The sequence below is a fragment of the Nostoc sp. TCL240-02 genome (assembly GCF_013343235.1).
GTDB lineage: Bacteria > Cyanobacteriota > Cyanobacteriia > Cyanobacteriales > Nostocaceae > Nostoc.
Map to the genome: position 1 here is coordinate 6,927,508 of NZ_CP040094.1, position 23,575 is coordinate 6,951,082.

Sequence of the window (23,575 nt, forward strand, 5' to 3'; positions counted from 1 at the left end):
GTTTATAAACTAAAAGTAAAAATTTTGAGGTAGGGGCAATTCATGAATTGCCCCTACCTCAAAGTATTAATTCGGCTTACCCGTAATCGTAAATGCTGCCCAGTAGTAAGGATGATTATAAAGATTTTTATCTGATGCCATTTTACTATTTCTATATAGTTGCGTCGCTAAATAAGTTTGAATTCGTAATTCTTCAGGATGCAGATTATTCAAAATATCTTCATACCATTTTGTCAGTTCTCCAGCAGTTAGTTCTTTCAGCCACCGTGTTGCTTCCGCTAAAGCAGTAACAGCTGATTTATTAGGCTGTAATCTCCGATAAAACTCTATCATTACCAAGGCACTAGCTGAAGATTCTACACTCCAGAGAGTACTAACTATATGAGGAACACCCTGACTTACAAAACCACTGGCTAAACTCACATATTCACTACTGATAGTGTGGTTGCTAGTAGTTAAATTTTCACACGCAGAGAGAGTAATCAGGTTGTAAGTTGATAGATTTTGTTGATAGATTTCATCTAGAGTCAGTTTTTCTTCACCTGCTAATGCTAATTCTGACTTTTTGGGTTCAGCCAAATTATTAGTGACATGACCTGTAAAATGAAAAATGTTGTAATTATCAAACAAGGCATTTTCAACAATATTTTTTGTAGCTTCTGCTCCCTGAATTCGTTGAATATTATTGAACATCTGACTAACAACTTCAGACTCCAGTTTGGCAAATTTTAATGTAGGAGAACCTGCACTTTCAGGATGTTCAACACTGAGCAATAACTGATTTTGCCATTGCCAAATATTTTCAGTTCTTATTGATAAACCTATTTGGGCACTAGGTAGATAGGTGACGGTGAAATTGGACTCCACATTCGGCAACTCTTCCTGGGATGGGGAAGAAAGATGGAAAAGTGTATGAATGGGCAATCTGTACAAGTCGCGGTGAGGAATTAAAACCAGTTGGGTGATGCCTTCGAGTTCTTGGGCAATTGTGGAAATATTCAAGATGCCATACAACTGCATCAGTTTGTGTTCCATATCCACTCGCCAAGAATGCTGGCTTTTACTTTCTTTGTCTTGGGCTGTAGTGCGATATTCTTGATATTGTTGATGCCAATCTTCTAGCCAAGTTTCAAAATCAATTAGGCGTTGCACTGCTTCGGGTAGCGGCAATTCATTGAGACGGATAGCGTCTTCTCCTAAAGGTATTGCACCAGCATCTTGCATGGGTGTAAACAGGAGGATTGGCGATGGCGCTTGGTCTTTGAGAATGAAAGTATGTAGGGCGACTGGACTAATATGCCAGTAAATAATTGCTGTTGTAGGATTAAATAGTTTTTGAATTGCACCATAATGGGGCGAGTAAATATTATTATTCCAGCCAGAAAGTAGCCAGTTTAAACAAGCATTTTTGCCCTGTTCGGCAATTTCCCAAGCTTCAACTAAATCACCAGACTCTACTGCTAAATCAACTGCCAATTGATCGAAGCCTACAAATTTCAAAGCTAGCTGTTTTTTACTTTCGTCTGAGCGAGTTTCTTCATTCAGCAATTGTCGCAATAAATCTGTACCGCGTTGCAGCAATTCTTGAACTTGTGTTGTTTGTCCCAAGCCCATCAGTACTTTGCTTAGAGATTGCAAAACCTCTAGGTGGAACAGGGGAAAATATTCTAGTGTCAGGGTTAACAGCGCCTGGTGGTACTCAGATGCAGCTTTGCGCCAATAATCGCGGGGATTGGGATGTTTTTTGCCTTGATCGTAATAAGTATTAGCGATCGCCAGATGCAATCTACCCCAACCTTCTGGATGGGTATCTGTCCGTAGATGTTTTAACCCTTCTTCGTAGCTGGCTAATTTTCCTTCGTAACCGACCTGTTGTAAGTCGGGATTTGTCGCTGTGATATTACTCGATAAATTCAGCAATGCGTCAGAATCTACTAAATGACCGATCGCAGTTCCCCGGCCAATCCAAGCTTCCCAGTAATCTTGTTTAATTTCCAAAGCGTTGTCATAACAAGCGATCGCTTCGGTAAATTGTTCTAAATAAAACAGCGCTACTGCCTGATTATACCAAGCTAGGTGGAAGTCGGGTTTGATGGCGATTGCTTGCCGATAGGAAGCGATCGCTTCTTGGCGACGACCTAAGTTGTCTAATGCTATGCCTCGGTTGTACCAAGCTAAGTAGAAGTCGGCTTGAATTGAAAGGGCTTTATCCCAGGAGGCGATCGCTTCTGACCACCTTCCTAAATTAAACAGCACTACACCCCGGTCTATCCAAACCTCGTGGTACTCTGGGTTAATTTCTAGGGCTTTGTCGTAGGATATAATCGCCTCTGCAAATTGTTCGCCTACAGCTAGGGCTATCCCTCGGTGATACCAGTTTTCCTGATCTTCTGGTTCTAAATGTAGCGCTTGATCGTAACTATAAATAGCTTCCGGTAGCCAACCTAACTTCAGTAGCGCCAAACCCTTGCTAGACCAAGCTTCTTGGTAGTCTGGCTTGACTTCTATGGCTTTGTCAAAAGAAGCGATCGCTTCTTCAAAATATCCTAATTCTCCGAGAGTGCCACCCCGGTTGTGCCAAGCTTTGTAGAAGTCGGGTTTTAGTTCTATGGCGGTTTCGTAAGATGCGATCGCTTCTTCAAAACGTTCTAAATGGAACAGTGTCAAGCCTCGATTAAACCAATACTCTGAGACTTCAGGTTGAAGTTCAATAGCTTGATCGTAAGATGCGATCGCGCCTAACAAATCACCTGTTTTTGCTTGACTTAGACCTTGGTAAAACCATCCTTGAGCGTTGGTAATTGGATTATCGCTATGTCGCTCAATAATACCAGGGGAATTACTGCTTTGAACTGCCAAGTTAGAAGCAAGTTGCTGGACTAAATTGGTACTTTGATCCAATCTCACCCATAACTCATCTAATGTATTAGCCACATTTGGCTCTAAATTTGTCAAGGCGCTATCCCAGTTTTCCACTGAGGGAGAAGTTGTTAATTCACTTCTTGGCCTAGTAGAAAGGAGATTTACTCCTGTTGTACTTTGAACAACTTCTTCATCATCGAACCTCAGTTGGGCTAATGAGGTGATTGAATCTTCCTTTGCGGGGAGAGGGAGATTTTCGAGTATTGTGGCTTGGGCTTCTTCCCTTTCATCCTCCAATACCAGTTCCTCTAAATTTTCGGTGAATCTTTCCTCAAAAGAGACATTTTCAGGTGCTGAGGTGATTGGTTCAACATCTGGCACATCATATTCCCATAACTGCTCACCTAAGCTACGAATTAGCTCTTGCCCAGGTGAAGTTGGGATAATTTCTTCATGGGTTGTGATTTCTACAACATCAGGTTCATCATACTCCCATAACTGCTCGCCTAAATTACGGATCAGTTCTTCCCCAGGAGTAGTTTCTACGACATCCGGCTCATCATACTCCCATAACTGCTCGCCTAAATTACGGATCAGTTCTTCCCCAGGAGTAGTTTCTACGACATCCGGCTCATCATACTCCCATAACTGCTCGCCTAAATTGCCGATCAGTTCTTCTCCAGGAGCGATTTCTACCCCATATTGTTCAGGAGTAATTTCTAAGCCATCTTCTGGATAATTATCCTGATTCTCTATCTGTGTAGGTGAGTTTTGCATCATTCGGATGCCAATGTCATAAGCAACATCTCCAATTCTGCCCACACCAAGTTCTCCTAATTGCACCATCTGTGATGCTAAAAGAGGATTCGGTGCAGGTGAAGCTAGCAAGCTTTCGCCAAACATCACCAACCAATCTATCCAGCGTTCAGCCGGAATCCGATTTTCAACCCGTTGCAGATACCTCAATGCCCACTGTCGTCCTCGTGCTTGATGCACGCCTTCTAACAATTGGATAAACAATTGTTCTAGATCGGCATTGGTTAGTTCTGGTAGTACCTCCACCAGATTGTGTCCTCTCGCACCCTTGAGAGAACTAGCCTGCTTACTTTCAATGAGGCGCTTTAAAAACCTTTTAAGCGACTGCGATATCCGCCTGAGCATCTGCCACACTATTGGATTTTGTTTTTCTAGATTGTAGCCATCGTTGTGTTAAAAAAATCATCAATTACGTAAAAATCCATTAGATTGTGACGGCGCTTCCGTCGCAGGTTAGCAAAAAATATACAAACATTCAAGATTAAAGCATTACAACGTTACAATTCCCCGATTCGACTAATTTTCTGTTTGCTCTGTAGTTGATTCACCGGCAGGATATAGTTGATTGATCAATGCCTGGACAAGCACTTGTGGGTCGTCTGTCTCAACGGCAAGCTGTTGAGCAATCTGCTGACGTAAGTTTTCATCGTCTTGCAACATCACAAACAACTCTTCTAGGGTGACAGTTTGGTATTCTCCCTCTGGGGGATTCTCTGGTGCATCTACTGACTCTGATATCGAGGGCGTTGTCTCAGATTGTAAAGTCGTGCTAAAAGCGTCTGGCCCTTCATATTCCCAAATTGGTTCGCCTTGATTGCGCGTCAACAACTGCATCCCAATACTATAGGCAACATCTCCAATTTCTCCGATGTTCAACTCACCCAGTTGTACTAACCGTGCAGCTATTTCATTATTCGGTGAAGGTGATGCTAGCAATTTTTCACCAAAGCGCCCTAACCACTTAACCCAGTCTTCAGTTGTAATTCGATGTTCAATATTATGCAGCCACTTTTGCGCCCAGGCTTCCCCTCGTGCTTGATGTACTCCTTGCAACAGCTCGGTGAAGAGAAATTCCAGATCCGTATCGCTTAGGGGTGGTGCTGGTTCTTTTGGGATATTCCTTTTAGATTTTGAGACATACTGTTTACCACCGAACAAGCTCTGAAAAAGCTTTTTGAGCCATTGAAATAGCCGCTTGAGCATCTGCTGCACCATCGAGTTTTGCTTATCCTAAAATTGTAGCGATCGCACTGGACTATAGCGTTAGTTCTTTGTCATTTGTCATTTGTCATTGGTCATTAGTTCTTTTTTCCCTACTTCCTACTCTTTATGAGAACAAATGTACTAAATGCTATGCTATAATTCCGATACGTTGATGTTGGAATCATAATAAAAATATGATCTGGTTGCTTGCTTTCCTGAGTGCCAAAATTGACGGCATTAGTTGAGTGTAAGCGCTATGGCAACATCGATAAAGAAAGCAGGTACGAGAGTTTAAAATAATTGAATCTCAAACTCGACTCGGTGCTACTTATTCACGTTGAAAGGCATTGAAGTCTATTTTTCCATGTCTTACGAACCCCTGCACCACAAATATCGCCCCAAAAGTTTTGCTGAACTGGTGGGACAAGAGGCGATCGCTACCACCCTCACGAATGCGATCGGCACATCCAAAATTGCCCCCGCCTATTTATTCACTGGGCCAAGAGGTACGGGGAAAACTTCTAGTGCCCGGATTTTGGCTAAATCTCTCAATTGTCTCAAAAGCGACAAGCCCACTGCTGAACCCTGCGGCGTGTGTGATGTTTGTCAGGGAATCACCAAGGGTTACGCCTTAGATGTAATTGAAATCGATGCCGCTAGTAACACTGGTGTCGATAATATCCGCGAGTTGATTGAAAAAGCTCAGTTTGCTCCTGTGCAGTGTCGTTACAAAGTTTATGTAATCGATGAATGCCACATGCTCAGTACCCAAGCATTCAACGCGCTACTTAAGACCCTAGAAGAACCACCGAGACACGTAGTTTTTGTATTGGCGACAACAGACCCGCAACGGGTGTTACCAACGATTATTTCACGCTGTCAAAGGTTTGATTTTAGACGCATTCAATTAGAAGCGATGGTTAAGCATTTAAGTGCGATCGCCTTTAAAGAAAATATTCATATTTCGCCCGATGCCGTAACCCTGGTAGCCCAACTTTCTCAGGGAGGATTACGGGATGCTGAAAGTTTACTCGATCAATTGGGTTTGTTAGCGGGTGAAGTGACACCGGATCGAGTTTGGGATTTGGTGGGGACAGTAAGCGAACAGGACTTACTGGGACTTTTAAATGCGATCGCTCAAGATAAACCCGAAGCAGTTCTTGACAATACCCACAAAATTCTTGATCGTGGTCGAGAACCCCTAATTCTTCTGCAAAATCTCGCCGCATTCTACCGCGATTTACTCATAGCCAAAACAGCACCCAACCGCCACGATTTGGTTGCTTGTACTCAGCAAACCTGGACAGCATTGGTTGAGTTTGCTCAATACTTCGATATGAGCGTGATTTTGCTAGGACAAGAACACCTGCGAAAAGCTGAAGTGCAAATTAAAAACAGTACTCAGCCGCGTTTGTGGTTGGAAGTAACATTACTAGGATTGTTACCCAGTGCAACGACTAATATTCAACCACAAGCCCCAAATATCGCGCCACGAGTGACTCCACCTGCTGTATCTCTAAGCTATCCTCCAGCAGTTGCCCAAAATCATGTAGTCTCTTCTTTGCCGATAGCTGAACCGCAAACAAACCATAATTCTACACTTCGACAAGGCTCAGTGACCGCAAACCATCAGGTAGCGGCTGCCCAAAATCAGCCCGTCACTTCATCTCCCCCAGTTGAACAGCAAACAAATCACAATTCTGCTGCTAACTCTGTTTCACCACCAACCCCAGAACCTGTAGCTGTTTCTGTGTCACCTGTAAACGTTGAACCAGTAACTTCAGAAGTTGCTGGGGAAGAACAATATGATTTAACTCAGGTTTGGCAACAGGTGCGTGCTAATTTTCCGATGCCCTCCAGACAAGCTTTACTGGGGCAAATGTGCCAGCTAATAGAGTTTAACGGTACTGTAGCGCGTATTGCTGTCAAAGGGGCTAAGTGGTACGAGACACTAAAATCCGATCTCCCAATGATGAAGACAGCTTTCCAAAAGACTTTTGGGTGTGAAGTTCAGGTAAATCTGGAACAAGTAAGCTCTGTAACTCCTACCTCAGCCAAAAAAAATCCTCCGCCAAAAGACTCTAGTCGCGTTCAGCAAGCAGCTACTCCTACTTATAACCAGCAAATTTCGCCTCCAGCGCCAGTACCACAGCCAGCAACGCCAGCACCAGCACCACTAAAAACCGAGCCGACAGCAAGCAACGGAAATGGTGTAAATAGAAATGGTGTAAATGGAAATGGTGTAAATAGAAATGGGGCAAATGGAAATGGTGTAAATGGAAATGGGGCAAATAGAAATGGGGCGCAAAATTTGCCTCCGCAGCCACAGCAAACACCTGCACCTGATTGGGAAGTTGATGAAGTAGCGATCGCTGCTCAACGTCTAGCAGTATTTTTCAACGGAGAAATTATCCGCTTTGCAGATGATTTCCCAGAATTCTCTGATTCCATGACTACACCTGAATGGGTAGAGGAATCAGAAGTTGATGATGAATAAATTGGGTATGGGGGATAGGGCATTGGGCATTGGGCATGAAGAAGAGACAAGCTAGATAAGGAAGAGGGGGAAGACAAGGGAGAAACTTATTCAATCCCTCTTTTCCCAGTTCCCAGTCCCCAGTCCCCAGTCCCCAGTCCCTACTATTCCCCATTCCCAGTATGCAAAGTTTTCACCCATTTTAGGCGCTTTGGTCTTACTGACATCCGGGCAGTAGTACTGCTCATGACGACCAACCAGTGCAACATATATAAACTGCCACGCAGGGTTTGCACTAGCATCGTAAGATATGTAGAAAGTGAGAATTTTTGATCTTGACGTATGCGCGTTAGACCTGTGTACATCCCTACCATCGACATGGTAACGGACAAGCCTGTAATGGGACTTAACATTGGTGGACGATGACGGGCGATCGCCATTAACAAATCTGGTACTGCTGCTGTCGGCAAGATATACATAATCAGCATAAAAATCAGCAAATCCCAGCTTTTGCGCCATCCCATGCGATTTTTGAGAATTAAATCCCAATAATCCAAATAGCGTTGATAACCGCCTTCTGCCCATCGGTTGCGTTGATGCCAAAGTGCGATCGCATTTGTTACACCTTCTTCTTGCACTGCTGGATGGAAAACACACTCAATATCCCACTTATCCAAATGCAAGCGGATTGTCAAATCCAAATCATCGGTAATGGTTTCCTCATTCCAGCCACCGCAGCTTTGCAAGGCTGAACGCCTGACAAATTGACCATTGCCTCGCAATTCGCCAATACCGCCAAGGGCAGTGCGCTGTTGCTGAAACCAGGTATCAAGGGCCATTTCGGCCATTTGCCCCTTAGTCCAAAAGTTATCTTTAGCGTTGGCGATAGCTTTTCGCACCTGCACCGCCCCCACCTTTTCTCTTTGGAATAAGGGTATTACTTGTTGCAGCATATCTGGTGTAACTTGAGCATCGGCATCAAAGACTGCTATGATGTCGCCCTTTGTCAGAGGCAATACCTGATTTAACGCCCCCGATTTGCCGCCACTAGCTTCTGCTGAACGCTTTAGTACTTTCAGTTGATCGTGTTTCTGCTCTAGTTCTGCTAATAAATGTGGTGTGCTATCACTGCTGCGATCGTCAATAATCCATACTTCATACTGCCCACCTGGATATTCCAGATTACAAAGATTTTTGACTAATTTTGCAATTACTGCCTCTTCATTTTTCGCAGCTACTAACACAGATACAAAGGGCAAATCCCCCTGTATTTCTTTTGGATAGCGACGAGATTTAGTAAACACGACCACCAAGGCATGAAATCCTAGAATGGTGGTCAGTCCTAGAATAAATATGGAAGCCCAAGAAACTAAATGTAGAGCGATCGTGCCACTCCAGACGATAGTCAAGACTAGAGCTGCTTTGCCTCTACGACCTTGAAACCGGGATGGTAGAGACATAGGATCTGTCTCTAACACTGACTCCTCATCTACTGATAGGTCAGACAACAAGGAGTTGAGCGGATCAAGCTCTTGATAAGAATCTTCTTCGGGCCAGGAATTCGCTGGCATAGGTTAGGTTGCTTGATTCAAAAACCAGTATTTGTCTACAGTTAGTAATTTTACGGACAAATATCCCTAAGCTACTTTTCCCGATTTTAATCGGAATGGGCAAACTGCAATACCCGCTATCCCTAAGCCAAAAGCCGCCGGGACTACTTTTGTTGTCACTGTCACTCTGGGTAATTACTGAGCATTAACCACATTTGTTACTCTTAGACAGAGGCTTGATTCCTTTGATACCCACTTGGGCAGGAAGCTTGTAGAGTCGGACTTTCTCCAATGAGAATTCCGGTTTAGGCAAAGTGATACCAAGGTGACAGCAGCTTGTTATTGGGAGAAACAGTAATAATAACATCCACAAATTTATAGTGTGGGTTTTTTATGTTATGTTGTTGCGCCCAGCTGCGATCAAGTTAATGCAGCCTTATTGTAACCGAAATTTTAATATTTCTTAGCAGTAACTTCATTTATGCGGCATGAGAAGAGGCAGAGGGGCGGGGAGCAGGCTGACAGGTGTAGGTTTTTTATTTGTGCATGAGTGGGCACTCTCAAACAGAGTTCTAAACGTGGTTCAAATAACGAAATTTCGTTCTTGGGTGGGAAATCAGAAATTAACATTTGAGTTATCAACCAACGGAAAAACCCTATTTCAGCCACATTTGTTAAATACCTACACCTGTGAGAGGGGAGGTAGGGGGACAAGGGGGAATTATTGAACAAGTCTCTCTCTTGTCTCCCCCCTCTTCCTTGTCTCCCTTGTATCCCTTGTCTCTTCTTCATGTTCAATTCCCAATCCCACTCCCTCTTTCTACTGTGTGCTTTAGACACATCTTTTGGGAACACTACTAACATCCACTAATATCCCTAGTTGCCAACTAACTTGAGGAATATTTAACCATGTCTATTGAGCAACTCCAGCCTGCTAATCAACAACAAGCCAGTGTTTACTTACCTTATGTCCAAGGCACTAAGCGCAATTTTTTACCCTATGCCATTAGTCTTTATCAAAAAGGGGTTTTGGAGGGACACAGGAAGATAGAAGCTAGTGAACATGTCCCCTTTGTCGCATCTTGGAATGTTGCTACTTTACCCTCTGACTTAACCCGTTGCCGAATTCAGTTTGATGGCAATGCTGACTTGAGTTACGAACTAATGATGGCTAGTTTCGAGTTTATTAATTTTTTAATTGAAGTTATGGACAACTATAAACGCCATCGCTTGACCGATTTTTCACAACCGTTTTACCGCAAGCTACTGCGTATAGATGATTGATTAAACACGAGCCGGACTTTTGCTAGTTCGGCTCGTTTTTAAAACTATCCTGTGTGATTATAAAACTTACCAGCTTCTCACCTTAAAAACATCTTCATAGAAGATGTTTTTAAAGTTTAATTTATTACTCGCCTGGGCAACTATTAAGTCACAGCTACATGAAACCTTATTTACCCACCTCTATAAGTTAGAAAAACCTTGGTTTTGGTTATTTCACGGAGGTGGACTCAGCTTTGTGTAGTAATAACTTTTAGTCATACGATACTTTCAAAACATCTTCTTAGGACAGATGTGTTTTTTTTCTTTTCAGAAGCATACCAAAACCAGCTACCAAAAAAGTGCCGAGAACGCTAGCGGGTTCTGGAATAGAAGTTTCATCAATAGGTACTTTGATTCTTAAATTCGTCAGAGTAGCGTTAGTGATGTTCAAGGATGTTACAGTTGGCGAACCTGGGATATCAGACTGGAAATCAAAGACTGTGGGAGTTGAGCTACCATCGGCATCGCTATATCGCACTCCATATCCACTTACTTCAAAAGTGCCCTGATACTGCTTTCCGGTGTCTGGATCGGTGACAGTACCAGCGTATAAGGCTTTTATGAAATTAAATTCATCCTGAACTACTCCTTGAAATTTGGTTCCTGCTAATTGTCCTTGGTATTTATAGGGTGTCAACTGACCACCAGAAAGAACCGGCGATGTGAGAACACCATCGAACGAGACAAAGGGAATACCTTTAAAGTCAACAAAGTAATGCAGACTTCCATCAGAGCGCGTTTCTACCTGCAAATAGTCTGACTGGTATACAGGAACATAATTAGGATTATTATTAGTACCTAAGTTCCGGTAATAAGTTCCAGTGTCATCCGTATCAATACGAGTAATACTGTTATTGAAATTTGGATTATTTCTGGGAAGTTCGATTGTTCCTGATAATGTGCCAGTGCTTTCAATTGTGATGAATTGAGCGGCAAAAGCACTTGCTCCACTTAAAGCGATCGTCGCTGCTGCTAAACAACTGCTGCTAAGAATTGCACAACCTAGCTTAATCCCTGATGAACTTACTTTCATTAACAACTTGCTCCTTGAAGCGCCGATATAAACACACATAATGCGCTGAGATTTATTTAAAATTTTTCTCAGGCACAGTTTATTATTCCCAAGTTTGTGAAGTAAGCTTCATCGAAAACAAAAAATATTTTTATCAAAAGCGGGAACATTTTATCTAGATTGTGCTTAAACCTCAACAATATTTATGATAAGCCTATTAATTTTAGTTTTTTTAGCTGAATTTAACTAGCGTTTCTCCTGCAAAATAAAGTAATACAGAGAAATTTTTCTAACTATTCTTTAAGCTTAATAAAATACTAATCAGTTTAGGCAAGCCACTACAGCAGGGATTTGAATGCTCAGATAATTCATTCCGTTCTATCTGCTTTGCCATCTTCTCAGCACGTTGAATCGCTTGTTCAGTTAATGATTTCAATGGTTTTGGATACAAGCACATTGATTTGTCATAGTTGAGTATATGCTTGCCGAGTAAATTAACTAACCTATCACGATTGATTTGTGCAAAATGGTCTTGAAAGTGAATTAAATACCAGAGTTCAAAACAAGGATTTGTAATTGCGAGATTAATCTTTTGGCTTGTAGCTCGATTTATTGCACTTTGCCAATTTTCCAGACTCTTTTCAATATGCTCATCTCCGTCAAAAACGGCCCAAGCCATATCATCTTTACTCCATTGCTGATTATCTGTCCTCTGCTGTCGTTCTTCGATGAGTCTTTCAATAATGCTACGTGGATCAGTTTTGTTTTGATGAGGCAATACAATAATATCTAAAGTTGATGAACGTAATTCATTGCGGATACTATTGAAATAAATTGGTTCTGTTTTACTTCCTTCACAAGCAATTAGTATTTTCTGAGCAATATTCCTGCTAGGTGGGCGACGATTTAACTTTCTTGGCACTGCTCATCACCCTGTAAAATCATTTCCTCTTCAGATGGGAGAAACGGAACGGCTCCAAAACGACCATCTAAATAAGCTTTGTCAATTGCCAAATCATTTCGCACATGGAAATCAGTTAAGGGATACAACTCAGTGCTTTGGTCAGGGCGCTTTTGTGTGAACCAAATTTGGTCACGGCGTAACAAGTTATTTCTTTGTAAGGTATGATCATGACTTGTCAAAATAAGTTGAGCGTTTTCTGGATTGGTTTTAGGATTTTGAAATATTCTGATAATACTTCTTACAATATTAGGATGAATATTTGTGCCTAATTCATCAACAATTGCCAATCCTCCTATTTCCAGAGAGAATACTATGCGGAATGCCAATTGAAATAAGTGCTGAGTACCAAGAGACTCTTCATCGAAAAGCCAGTGGATTTCATTACCGTCATTAGTATTATGTACAGCATATATGTTATACCCAATCCGTTCATCAGATTTTTTTTTAAATTCTATTCTGGACAGTCCCGTATCGAATTTTTGTACAATACTTAATGTTTCTTCAAGTAATTTATTGAAGAATGAAATATTTGGATTCTCCGTAATTACAGCTAAAAAGAAATCTTCAATCCTCAAACTGATTCCATGTGAAGCAGTTTTTAACCAATCTAAAAAAGACTGAATTTTATCTACTTTTAATTTTAATAATGTAGTAATAAATAACTCATTTTCTCTAATATTATCCTGAAGTTGATTATGCGCCCCAGCAAAATTATCACCAGTTTTCCATATAAATTTTTTGTTACTATTATCCCATTGACGAGAAAATAAACGGCGTGGACGCTTAGTTGTATTTAAAGCATAGTCCAATTTTTCTAAGAGTACATGATTCTGATCAAGTGCTAGAGAATATGTATAAATAGCATTATTAAATATAGTTCTTAACTCAAATCTTGTAGGGTTATGAATAGAGATACTATCTAATTTAAAAGGGTTTAATGTTGCATATTTAAAGATTCTCTGCAATGTCACTGCTTCCTGAGTACCATGAACCATCATCAGCAATAAATAATCGAGAGCTTGGATAACATTACTCTTGCCTGACGCGTTAGCTCCAAAAATTGCCAGAACAGGTAAAAGCTCAATGTCCCATCCTTCAACATAATATCCAGGTGTGATTTCATGATCTGACTTCACTCGTTTGCGTTTGCTGCTTTGGCTTGTCTGACGATCGCTTTGTTTTTGAGCAACCGCACTTAGGGTTACAGGTTCTTTAATTGAGCGGTAGTTTTCAACCGTAAAATCTACAAGCATAATTCAAGCCGTACAAGGCAGTTTTTTGTGATTTATTCACGTAAATATTATCTTAAAGGTAGGCAAATCTCCACTCTTACCACAACACATCAGATTGACTAGCAACCAGTGGGAGGTATTATTACACTTTAAATACACGGAGTAATCCAGAACTCACCATAAGATTTAGATCGACAATAGGAATATAAGCAGTTTAACCAAAGCAGGTATGGGGCAATGGTGCGATTAAAACCGTGGCAGTGGGTCGTTTTGGCAATCCCGATCGCGTTTATCATTATTTTCTTACTGGTATCCGCCGGTTCGCAAATTCATGCCTGGGGTATTAGTTGGATTTGGGGTGTGTTTACCCTTTTATTCGTTGGTTGGCGCTGGCTACTCGTAAAATGGACTCAACCAGCTGTTAACCAAGTGGAAGCTGTATTAGCTCAAGTTCAAGAAGAACTGGAATCGACAGCAGAGGATAGATTTAGAACACCAGCAGGAAGTGATGTCACAAAGCTTGCAGAAACCGCACTCCAAGAGATTCTGCAAGCTTCACAAAGCGATCGCCCGATTTGGGAAGACTGGCAAACCTTTTGGACACGATGCCAGGATTTAGTTGTAGCGATCGCTCATATCTACAATCCTCAAATTCAATATCCCCTGCTGAATATTTACGTCCCCCAAGCTTACGGGCTGATTCGGGGAACGGTGGATGATATGGATCAGTGGATGCAAAAATTATCCCCAGTTCTTAATCAGGTGACGGTTGGACAAGCATACCAAGGATATGAGGTCTACCGGAAGTTGGAACCATCGGCTCGAAAATTTTGGAAAGCTTGGAACTGGGCACAGTGGCTTTTAAATCCGGTGGCGGCGGTGGCAAAACAAGCCAGCCAGGGTTCTAGTAACCAAGCAACTCAGCAATTATTGGGGAATTTGAACCAGTTATTTCGAGAAGCTGCCCTGAAAAACTTGTGTCGGCAGGCGATCGCACTCTACGGACGTAGCACATTACCAGTTTCAGGAACTGTAGTATCCACACCAACTTTACCCAAGGCAAAAACCCAAACACTCCGAGAAATCCTCACTCAAGCTCAACCAGCCGAAGTAGTTGAGCAAAAACCCGTGAATATTCTGCTGGTGGGGCGCACAGGTTCAGGAAAAAGTAGCCTGATTAACACGCTATTTCAGGCAGATTTAGCAGCCATTGATGTTTTGCCCAGTACCGATCGCATTCAAAATTATCAATGGCAAACCCAAAGTGGTGAAACCTTGACGCTTTTGGATACACCTGGTTACGAACAAGTCAACCGTGCCGACCTGCGAAACTTAGTGCTTGATTATGCCATCAATGCAGATTTGCTGCTGTTAGTCACCCCTGCCCTCGATCCTTCCCTGCAAATGGATGTAGACTTTCTACAAGATATAAAAGCAGAAGTTGCAGATTTACCTGCGATCGCGATCGTCACTCAGGTAGATCGGCTGCGTCCCATCCGCGAATGGCAACCACCTTATGATTGGGAATGGGGCAATCGCCTAAAAGAAATTGCCATTCGGGAAGCTACTGAGTATCGCGCCAAATTACTGGGAAACTTCTGTAATCTAGTTCTACCACTGGTTACAGGTGACAGCAAAACAGGTCGAGTTGCTTGGGGAGTGGAGGCGCTATCGTTGGGATTAGTGGACGCGATCGCACCTACCAAACAACTCCGTCTCGCCCGCTTTTTGCGTAACCTTGAAGCTCGTACTGTCGCCGCCGCCAAAATCATCGACCACTACACCTTCCAGATGGCGACAACACAGGGACTAACGGCATTGCTCAAAAGTCCTGTCCTCCAGTTTGTTTCTACCCTATCAACTGGATCTCCAACCCTAGCATATATACTGGCAGAGCAAATTCCCGTGGAACAGTTGCCGATTGTGATTGGCAAACTCCAAATGGCTTATGAGCTTTTCTCGCTCTTGAATACAGCTAACTCTAACCCGCTCAACTTTGAATTACTATCCCTCTGGCCGCTACTGCTAGAAAATTCCACTTCACCCGATCGCAACGCCTGGGCATTTGGTCACGCTCTAGTCGAGTACTGGACTCAGAATCTAACCGTTGAACAACTTCGAGAGCGATTTGAATATTATCTGTCGATTGCCAAATAATTTGTCTATGTTGAGGAATTAATGTCCGCATTTTCCATTCTGTTACGCTTCAGTAGTGAGTTTGCTAGCCACGTTCTCCCAGTCTTATTAAACACCACAAATTGCATTAGCTCCTTTTGTTGACTCAGAATCTTTACCTATTTAATGGAGTATATTTATACCTGTAAAAAACAGAACGCAAAATGCGGTGACATCTCGTACTCTTAACATCAAAGTTAAGATTACGATTAAGAGTAGGTGTCTGCTGAAACCTACTCGCTTTACCTAAGTTTTTATCCAGACATCCCTTTTGTTCGGAGTTATTTATGAAAAATATATTACAAACCTCCATTGCTAAAGAACAGAATTTACATCAGAGCTATAGCATTTCGTCTTATAATCGGCTGCTTTTGGTCGTGAAAGATTTGGCTTGTGTGCGGACTCTTGAGGAAATTATTGAGATTGTGCGTTTGGCTGCCAGGGATCTTACGAATGCTGATGGAGTAACTTTTGTATTGCGGGACGGTGACTGTTGCCACTATGTTGATGAAAACGCCATCGGCCCACTTTGGAAAGGTATGCGTTTTCCGCTCAAATCTTGCATCTCCGGTTGGGCAATGCTCAATAAACAAGCAGCCGTGATTGAGGACATTTACCAGGATGCTCGAATTCCTATCGATGCTTACAAAGTAACTTTTGTTAAGAGTTTAGTGATGGTTCCCATACGGATTGCCGATCCACTGGGTGCGATCGGAGCCTACTGGAGTACACCACACCTAGCCACACCTGAAGAAATAGAACTGCTTGAGATTTTGACCGACACTACAGCAGTGGCGATCGCAAACGTTCAACTTTTCCAGAAACTTACGACCCAGAACGCGCTTAAAGACAAATTTATTGCGATGCTAGCTCACGAGTTGAGAAATCCGGTTGCCCCCATCTCGAACGGGGTTCAGCTACTCAAATTGAAGCTGGGTGAGACTGGGGCAGTCGGAGAAACAGTTTTAAAAATGCAACACCAGATTAAGCACCTCTCGAAATTGATCGATGAGTTACTTGATGTATCGTCCATTACTTATGGAAAGATTTCATTAAACCTTGAGAAGGTTAATTTAGTAGAATTGGTTCGCCAAAGTCTCAATGACCATGCACAAGCAATAAAAAGATCGAACCTTAACGTAGTACAAGACCTGCCAAACACACCTCTGTGGGCTTATGTTGACTCTACCCGCTTCTTTCAGATATTTGGAAACCTTCTTGATAACGCCTTAAAGTTTTCAAAACCAGATGGGGCGATCTGGGTGGATCTCTCATATATTCCAGGTGAAAATGGCTCAAGCAGTTTAGCAGTCTTATCTGTAAGAGACTCAGGCATGGGGATAGAACCGATAATCTTACCAGAACTCTTCGAGCCATTTACCCAGGCCGATCGCAGTTTAGATCGTTCTAGGGGCGGGCTAGGTTTGGGACTCTCGGTAGTAAAAAGTCTTGTCGAACTTCATGGTGGTAATGTTGAAGCCTCAAGTCGAGGGATAAATTTGGGGGCAGAATTTAAAGTTACTCTCCCTGCTTGTGAAGAGGTTACAACCTTGGACAACAGCCTGGAGACTATAGGGGCGGCTAACAAATCGTTGAAGATTTTAGTCATCGAAGATAACGACGATTCAGCTACAACATTAAAAGCAGTGCTTGAGCATTTCGGGCATGAAGTTTCCGTTGCTAAGAATGGAATTTTAGGGATAGAAACTGCAAGAGAACTTGAGCCTCATATAATTATTTGTGACATCGGACTTCCCGAAATGGATGGATTCGCCGTTGCACAGGAACTGAGTAAAGACTCTAAATTTACTCGCGCGATTCTGATTGCGCTCACCGGTTACGGTGGACAGGAGGATAGAGAGCTTGCGCTGAAGTCTGGTTTCAAATGCCACTTGACCAAACCTGTGGACTTTGAAATGCTGACGACAGAGATCGATCGATACTTTCTGGTAAGTGCGTAAGGTAGCCCGTTGTAAACATCGGTTTTATCCCACAATGAAGAGGCATTGGGAATTGGGAATTGGGCATCGATAAGAGATAGGGGACACAAGGAAGAGGGCGGAGACAAGGAAGAGACTTGTTGAATAATTCTCCCTTTATCCTCCCTGTCCTCGTTGTCCCCCTCATCCTCCTAATCTCCCCTGCCCCCTTGCCTCTTATTCAAGCTGTGGGAATATCACGCTTTGCCAAATATTGATACATCTGCCAACGTGCATCTACCTCAGCTTGAGCTTGTTCTAATAAGTGCTTGGCTAATTCGGGTTTGCTCTTGGTGAGCATTTTAAAGCGATTTTCTTGATACATCGAATGTTCTACAGATTGCTGAGGCGATCGCATATCCAGTTGCAATGGATTCTTACCCTGTTCTCGCAACTCTGGATTATGCCGATACAGCAACCAACGACCTGATTCTACCAGAGTTTTTTGATGATTCATCCCGGTAGTCATATTAATTCCGTGGGCGATGCAATGGCTGTAAGCAATAATTATTGATGGCCCATCATAAGCTTCTGCTTCCAAAAATGCTTTGAGAGTATGTTCATCTCTAGCACCAAGAGCTACGCTCGCTACGTAGACATTTCCGTATGTCATGGCAATCATACCCAAGTCTTTCTTCCCTCCTGGCTTGCCACTGGCGGCATATTTAGCAACTGCGGCTCGTGGCGTAGCTTTAGAAGATTGACCGCCTGTATTAGAATACACCTCTGTATCCATCACTAAGATGTTCACATTTCGACCACTAGCAATTACGTGATCGATGCCGCCAAAATCAATGTCATAAGCCCAACCGTCACCGCCAACAATCCAGACGCTTTTTCTCACTAAGTAATCTGCAAGGGATTTGAGATTTTGGATTTGGGTATGGGAATGGTAATTGCTTTTTTCCAACAGTTCATCTAGCTTTTGTTTCAACAGCGCTACTCGTTCTCGTTGTTCCCAAATATCAGCCTCAGTGTTTTGTTTGGCATTGAGAATGGACTGTACCAACTCGTGAGGTATTCCCAATTCCCCATTCCCCAATTGTTGCAACAATTCCGCCGCAAACTCAGCTTGTTTGTCGAGGGAGAGGCGGAAGCCAAAACCGAATTCGGCGTTATCTTCAAATAGATTATTAGACCACGCGGGACCGCGTCCTTGGGCGTTAGTTGTCCAAGGAGTTGTGGGGAGATTCCCACCATAGATTGAAGAACAACCTGTGGCATTGGCGATGACGGCGCGATCGCCAAACAGTTGTGTTAATAATTTTAAATAAGGTGTTTCACCACACCCTGCACAAGCACCAGAGAATTCAAATAAAGGTTCTTGCAGTTGTTGTTGGCGAATCTGGTTTAATTTTAGCGATCGCCTGTCAGGATTAGGTAAACTCAAAAAGAAATCCCAGTTTTTCCGCTCTTGCTCTTGTAAAGGCAACTGCTGCGCCATGTTAATCGCTTTCCGCAATGGCTCAGATTTATCTTTAGCAGGGCAAATATTTACACAAATAGTACATCCGGTGCAATCTTCTGGGGCAACTTGAATGGTAAATTTTTGATTGGTAAAGTCTTTATCTTTTGCACCAGTTGATTTAAAAGTTCCTGGTGCATTGACTAACTCATCGGCTTGATAAGCTTTGGCGCGGATGGCACTGTGGGGACAAACCATCACGCACTTACCACACTGAACGCAGACATCCGGCTCCCACACAGGTATCTCTTCGGCAACATTACGTTTTTCCCACTTGGCAGTACCTACAGGGAATGTGCCATCAATAGGTAGTGTGCTAACAGGTAAATCATCACCTTCCCACACCATGATTTTCCCCAGAACTTCCCGCACAAATTCGGGAGCGCTGTCCAGCAATCTTGGGTTGTTGATTGTGGATTTTAGATCGTTGGTTGTCTGTGGGACATCTACTTTATGCAAGTTGTCTAAAGTATTGTCTACAGCTTGCAAGTTCATACGGACAACTTCTGCGCCTTTTTTACCATAAGTCTTGTCAATCGCTTGTTTGATTTTAGCGATCGCTTCTTCTTGCGGCAAGACTCCGGCCAAGGCAAAGAAACAGACCTGCATAATAGTGTTAATTCTGCCACCCATGCCACTTTCACGGGCAACCTGGCTAGCATTGATTACGTATAACTTCAAATGCTTATCGATAATTTGCTGCTGTACCTTCAACGGCAAATTCTCCCAGACGTTATCTGCATTGTATGGACTGTTAAGCAGTAAAGTTGCCCCAGGAATAGCAGCTTTCAAAATATCTATACGTTCTAGAAATCCCCAATGATGACAACCAATAAAATTAGCTTGGTCAATCAAGTAGGTGGAGCGAATTGGCTCTTTGCCAAAGCGCAAATGAGAAACGGTCATCGAGCCAGATTTCTTGGAATCATAGACAAAGTAGCCTTGGGCGTAATTGTCGGTTTCTTCACCAATAATCTTGATGGAGTTTTTGTTAGCCCCAACAGTGCCATCAGCACCCAAGCCGTAGAACATTGCCCTAACAACATTATCCGATTCCGTAGAGAAATTAGGGTCAAAGCTCAAAGAAGTATGACTAACGTCATCATTAATCCCAATAGTAAAGTGATTTTTTGGTTTAACTTGGGCAAGGTTATCAAAAATCCCCTTCACCATCGCCGGCGTAAATTCCTTAGAAGAAAGCCCGTAGCGACCACCAATAATTTTAGGCAGAGGGGCAGGGGGCAGGGGGAGAAGATCCTCCCCTCTGCTCCCTGCTCCCGTTCGGCTACGCTCACGGCAAGCCTGCTCCCCTGCTTCTTCTCCCCACGCCTCATGGATAGCAGCCACAACATCCAAATACAAAGGCTCCCCGGCGCTACCTGCTTCTTTGGTGCGATCGAGAACTGCGATCGCTTTGACGCTATTTGGCAATGCTGCAACAAACCTTTGGACATCAAAGGGGCGATAAAGTCGTACTTTTACTACACCAAGTTTTTCCCCACGGGCGTTAAGGTAATCTACTGTTTCATGGACGGTTTCACAGCCTGAACCCATGAGAACGATAACGCGTTCGGCATCATTGGCCCCGTAATATTCATAGATTTGGTAATGCCTCCCCGTGAGTTCTCCAAATTGATCCATGATGCGCTGGACAATTTCTGGACAGGCGTTGTAGTAAGGGTTAGCGCCTTCTCGTCCTTGAAAGTAGACATCAGGGTTTTGGGCAGTCCCTCGCAATACTGGACGATCTGGGGTGAGGGCACGACTGCGGTGGGCGAGTATGAGATGATCGTGGATGAGCGATCGCAAATCTCCATCTGAAAGCAGTTTAACTTTCTGCACTTCATGCGAAGTACGGAAGCCGTCAAAGAAGTGCATAAACGAGACTCGCGTCTCTAAAGTCGCAGCATGGGCGATGAGAGCAAAATCTTGACTTTCTTGTACCGAAGCAGAACACAGTAGGGCAAAACCAGTAGCACGGGCTGCCATCACATCGCTATGATCGCCAAAAATTGATAAAGCGTGGGTGGCCAAAGAACGCGCAGCAACGTGAACCACAGCACTAGTCAACTCACCAGCAATTTTGTAGAAGTTGGGGATCATTAACAATAATCCCTGAGATGCCGTGAAGGTAGTACTCAGAGAACCTGTTTGCAATGCCCCATGTACAGCACCAGCCGCTCCCCCTTCGCTTTGCATCTGCACGACACTGGGAATAGTACCCCAAAGGTTGGGACGACCTTCTGCTGACCAAGCATCTGCCCATTCACCCATTGCTGAAGAGGGGGTAATTGGATAAATGGCAATCACTTCATTTAGTTTGTAAGCAACACGGGCGACAGCTTCATTTCCATCAACGGTTGCAAAGGTTTTGTTCATAATATGATTTTTGTCCCCGTCTCTCAACTGCATGATCAGAACACGTAAATAGAAGAATTAAAAATAGCCAGAGTCAGGTAGGCATTACCAAGCAAGCAGTTTATTATGCGCTTTTCAGTTAACTTTAAATAAATACTGCATATATGAATATCTCATCTGAAATAGCCCATCTATTAATACGTCTTAATCATGTACTCAATAGCTCAAGAGTTGATTAGATAAGGCTTTGCAATAATTTATTCTTTTTTGTGGGGTATAGGTTCGGGAATCTTTTTGTTCGCTAAATCCAAGCTAAACTGCGATCGCTCCATGTACCAATTGCTGCAAATCCTGACCTATTCACAAGCACAACAGAATGGGTTCATGTGTCCTAAACGCATTTATACACTTTGGTAGGTAAATTATACAGAGAAATTCTCAGATGAGAAAGTCGAGAAAAATATGATACCAAAAATTATTTACGGAACATTTAAGTTAAGTGTATTCCAAAACATAAGTCATTTAATAGTTGTAGTAGCGTGGCAAGACTAAAATAGTGGATTAGACGTAGGTTGGGTGAAGCAGAGCGCAACCTAACATATAGCGAGTGGTTTGCAGCTGAGTCCAATACAGACCTCAATACAGTTCAGTTAAGCATTTCTTCTTTCTCTTTCTTCTCTTCCTTTGTGTACTTTGCGCCCTTTGCGGTAGCCTGCGGCAAGCCGTTCGCGTAGCGTCTCGTAGAGAAGCGTCTACGTTAAAAAATTGACCTTGATAAAGAGTTAAGCCTTAACTGAACCGTATTGATACAGACCTATCTGCAAGGAGAATGGGAGTAACATTTAAAGCCTCTCTCCTAAGAGGAGAGAGGTCAAAACTGTACTGCACCCAAACGAGAACCGATGTATATCAGAATGTTGGGTTACGCAAAGCCTCAAACGCCACTTGCTACAATTTTTTTGTAACATTTTAGCCTTGATATGACATTAGGGTGTGTTAGCAACAGTGCAACACACCTTCCATTTATAAATCTCTATCCCTTCATGGGTAGAGTATTCATAATTATAAATTTTGGCTAATGCACCAAATTTTCTTGTTTAAGTTGTTCTTTGGCTAAAGCCAATGCTTGATGAGCATTTCTAAACTTTGTTTCATCCGTAAATTTATGATCAAAACACTTTAAATAAGCTTCCAAATATCTGATACGTAAGCGTGGATCAGCCGGACTCAGAAGAAAGGGGAGGTCAGCTTCAACCATAAACCGTATAGCCAACAAGGGTATAGGGCTACGAAGTGGACGAAAGTTTGGGTTGTGCAGACCAGGAGTTTCATTACGTTTATGAAATTCTCCTATCATCAGTCCTGACTCAACAAAGAAAGGTTTAAGTTTTTGTTGGATACTATCTATTGATTTGCAAGCGTCTTCTATATGGACATCAGGAAAAATAAGTAAAAAAGCTTTATTTATTGCTAACTCTTGCTCTTTAAGTTCCATTTTCAGGAAGATATCTCGATAGCGTCCAACAATCTCTTCTAGTTGTTCTGGATACAAATATTTGGTACGAATAACTGCTAGGCGAATACTGTTTGACTTGAGAGAGTGAGGTACAAAAGGGCAAACTACGCCGGGTCTTCCTAAGTTAGGATGAGGTCTTGCTAAAAAACTTTTTACCCACTCTATAGTTTCAAGTAAGTAAGGACGGTCTTCGTATTCCTGGAGTTGTTCGATTTCAAGAATTGTATATAGTTGCATCAGCTTAGGTGAAATAGAAGAATTTTTGAAATCTGAATCCAATTTATGTGCCTAAAACTAACTATTATCTAAGTAAACAAAACAAGCCTTGACTTTTTTATTTTTGGTTTATTTATAGTTTGGAGCAAATAAAAAAGCTAAGGCATTTTTGTGAATCAAAAAAATTACACCAATCAATACACAAAGATATTTTCACATAAAGCGAGTTGTGCTTATTGATTTTTGGTATTTGAGCTAAAAGACATACATCATATATTATCCAGTAGATGCTCTTACTTTTTTACACTCTTAAGCTTCCATGATTTTCAACAAAGATATTATAAAGTTTATATCCAAATAGTTATTTTTACTGTAAAGGTTTAGTTTTTATCTAACATCTTAATATCAGTCTGATGTTTTTTATACAT

At 42.4% G+C, this 23,575-nt stretch carries 13 protein-coding genes; 5 read left to right on the forward strand and 8 right to left on the reverse strand.

Annotated elements, in window-relative coordinates:
- Positions 1 to 66 precede the first annotated feature (66 nt).
- Together FBB35_RS29615 and FBB35_RS29620 are read right to left on the reverse strand one after the other, a co-directional pair.
- Entirely contained in the window at positions 67 to 4,023 is a 3,957-nt protein-coding gene (locus FBB35_RS29615) for a CHAT domain-containing protein (RefSeq protein WP_174712607.1), read from the reverse strand.
- A gap of 171 nt (positions 4,024 to 4,194) precedes the next feature.
- Positions 4,195 to 4,893 carry a hypothetical protein gene (locus FBB35_RS29620; protein ID WP_254625727.1) on the reverse strand — a complete coding sequence of 233 codons (699 nt, stop codon included), beginning with the start codon at positions 4,891 to 4,893 and terminating at the stop codon, positions 4,195 to 4,197.
- A 352-nt stretch (positions 4,894 to 5,245) separates the two neighbouring features.
- On the opposite strand from FBB35_RS29620, the gene FBB35_RS29625 reads away from it, so the two are divergent.
- A complete protein-coding gene (locus tag FBB35_RS29625) occupies positions 5,246 to 7,378 on the forward strand; it encodes a DNA polymerase III subunit gamma/tau (RefSeq protein ID WP_174712608.1) in 2,133 nt (710 codons plus the stop codon).
- Positions 7,379 to 7,521: 143 nt separating this feature from the next.
- On the opposite strand, the gene FBB35_RS29630 is transcribed toward FBB35_RS29625, so the two are convergent.
- Entirely contained in the window at positions 7,522 to 8,928 is a 1,407-nt protein-coding gene (locus FBB35_RS29630; protein WP_174712609.1) for a glycosyltransferase family 2 protein, read from the reverse strand.
- Between the two features lie 888 nt (positions 8,929 to 9,816).
- Between FBB35_RS29630 and ebsA the strand changes: the two genes are divergently transcribed.
- Positions 9,817 to 10,191, forward strand: a complete 375-nt coding sequence (gene ebsA / locus FBB35_RS29635; protein WP_012410470.1) for a type IV pilus biogenesis protein EbsA — start codon at positions 9,817 to 9,819, stop codon at positions 10,189 to 10,191.
- A 103-nt stretch (positions 10,192 to 10,294) separates the two neighbouring features.
- Positions 10,295 to 10,432 (forward strand): hypothetical protein, encoded by a 138-nt coding sequence (locus FBB35_RS29640; protein WP_174712610.1) that lies wholly within the window; start codon positions 10,295 to 10,297, stop codon positions 10,430 to 10,432.
- 39 nt (positions 10,433 to 10,471) lie between these two features.
- Here the strand turns inward: FBB35_RS29640 and FBB35_RS29645 are convergent, their stop codons facing one another.
- The 3 genes from FBB35_RS29645 to FBB35_RS29655 form a co-directional block, all read right to left on the reverse strand.
- On the reverse strand, positions 10,472 to 11,263 hold the full coding sequence (locus FBB35_RS29645; protein ID WP_174712611.1) for a PEP-CTERM sorting domain-containing protein: 792 nt from the start codon (positions 11,261 to 11,263) through the stop codon (positions 10,472 to 10,474).
- 268 nt (positions 11,264 to 11,531) lie between these two features.
- Positions 11,532 to 12,164, reverse strand: coding sequence for an RloB family protein (locus tag FBB35_RS29650; RefSeq protein WP_174712612.1), 633 nt, complete (start codon positions 12,162 to 12,164; stop codon positions 11,532 to 11,534).
- The gene (locus FBB35_RS29655) at positions 12,149 to 13,459 is read right to left on the reverse strand and encodes an ATP/GTP-binding protein (RefSeq protein WP_174712613.1); all 1,311 of its coding nucleotides are present in this window, start codon (positions 13,457 to 13,459) and stop codon (positions 12,149 to 12,151) included. The genes FBB35_RS29650 and FBB35_RS29655 overlap by 16 nt, the downstream gene beginning before the upstream one ends.
- A 216-nt stretch (positions 13,460 to 13,675) precedes the next feature.
- Here FBB35_RS29655 and FBB35_RS29660 point away from each other — a divergent pair, with 216 nt between their 5' ends.
- Both FBB35_RS29660 and FBB35_RS29665 read left to right on the forward strand, forming a co-directional pair.
- Positions 13,676 to 15,595 carry a GTPase family protein gene (locus tag FBB35_RS29660; RefSeq protein ID WP_174712614.1) on the forward strand — a complete coding sequence of 640 codons (1,920 nt, stop codon included), beginning with the start codon at positions 13,676 to 13,678 and terminating at the stop codon, positions 15,593 to 15,595.
- Between the two features lie 305 nt (positions 15,596 to 15,900).
- Complete coding sequence (locus tag FBB35_RS29665) at positions 15,901 to 17,574, forward strand: ATP-binding protein (protein WP_174712615.1); 1,674 nt, start codon at positions 15,901 to 15,903, stop codon at positions 17,572 to 17,574.
- Positions 17,575 to 17,773: 199 nt separating this feature from the next.
- Here the strand turns inward: FBB35_RS29665 and nifJ are convergent, their stop codons facing one another.
- On the reverse strand, positions 17,774 to 21,436 hold the full coding sequence (gene nifJ / locus FBB35_RS29670; RefSeq protein WP_174712616.1) for a pyruvate:ferredoxin (flavodoxin) oxidoreductase: 3,663 nt from the start codon (positions 21,434 to 21,436) through the stop codon (positions 17,774 to 17,776).
- Between the two features lie 1,054 nt (positions 21,437 to 22,490).
- A complete protein-coding gene (locus FBB35_RS29675; RefSeq protein ID WP_174712617.1) occupies positions 22,491 to 23,168 on the reverse strand; it encodes a DUF6875 domain-containing protein in 678 nt (225 codons plus the stop codon).
- Between the last annotated feature and the right edge of the window lie 407 nt (positions 23,169 to 23,575).

Excerpts from the sequence above, each read along its gene's own strand:
- FBB35_RS29615 (WP_174712607.1), bottom strand. The coding sequence starts at position 4,023 with ATGCTCAGGCGGATATCGCAGTCGCTTAAAAGGTTTTTAAAGCGCCTC.
- FBB35_RS29620 (WP_254625727.1), bottom strand. The coding sequence starts at position 4,893 with ATGGTGCAGCAGATGCTCAAGCGGCTATTTCAATGGCTCAAAAAGCTT.
- FBB35_RS29625 (WP_174712608.1), top strand. The coding sequence starts at position 5,246 with ATGTCTTACGAACCCCTGCACCACAAATATCGCCCCAAAAGTTTTGCT.
- FBB35_RS29630 (WP_174712609.1), bottom strand. The coding sequence starts at position 8,928 with ATGCCAGCGAATTCCTGGCCCGAAGAAGATTCTTATCAAGAGCTTGAT.
- ebsA (WP_012410470.1), top strand. The coding sequence starts at position 9,817 with ATGTCTATTGAGCAACTCCAGCCTGCTAATCAACAACAAGCCAGTGTT.
- FBB35_RS29640 (WP_174712610.1), top strand. The coding sequence starts at position 10,295 with ATGTTTTTAAAGTTTAATTTATTACTCGCCTGGGCAACTATTAAGTCA.
- FBB35_RS29645 (WP_174712611.1), bottom strand. The coding sequence starts at position 11,263 with ATGAAAGTAAGTTCATCAGGGATTAAGCTAGGTTGTGCAATTCTTAGC.
- FBB35_RS29655 (WP_174712613.1), bottom strand. The coding sequence starts at position 13,459 with ATGCTTGTAGATTTTACGGTTGAAAACTACCGCTCAATTAAAGAACCT.
- FBB35_RS29660 (WP_174712614.1), top strand. The coding sequence starts at position 13,676 with ATGGTGCGATTAAAACCGTGGCAGTGGGTCGTTTTGGCAATCCCGATC.
- FBB35_RS29665 (WP_174712615.1), top strand. The coding sequence starts at position 15,901 with ATGAAAAATATATTACAAACCTCCATTGCTAAAGAACAGAATTTACAT.
- nifJ (WP_174712616.1), bottom strand. The coding sequence starts at position 21,436 with ATGAACAAAACCTTTGCAACCGTTGATGGAAATGAAGCTGTCGCCCGT.
- FBB35_RS29675 (WP_174712617.1), bottom strand. The coding sequence starts at position 23,168 with ATGCAACTATATACAATTCTTGAAATCGAACAACTCCAGGAATACGAA.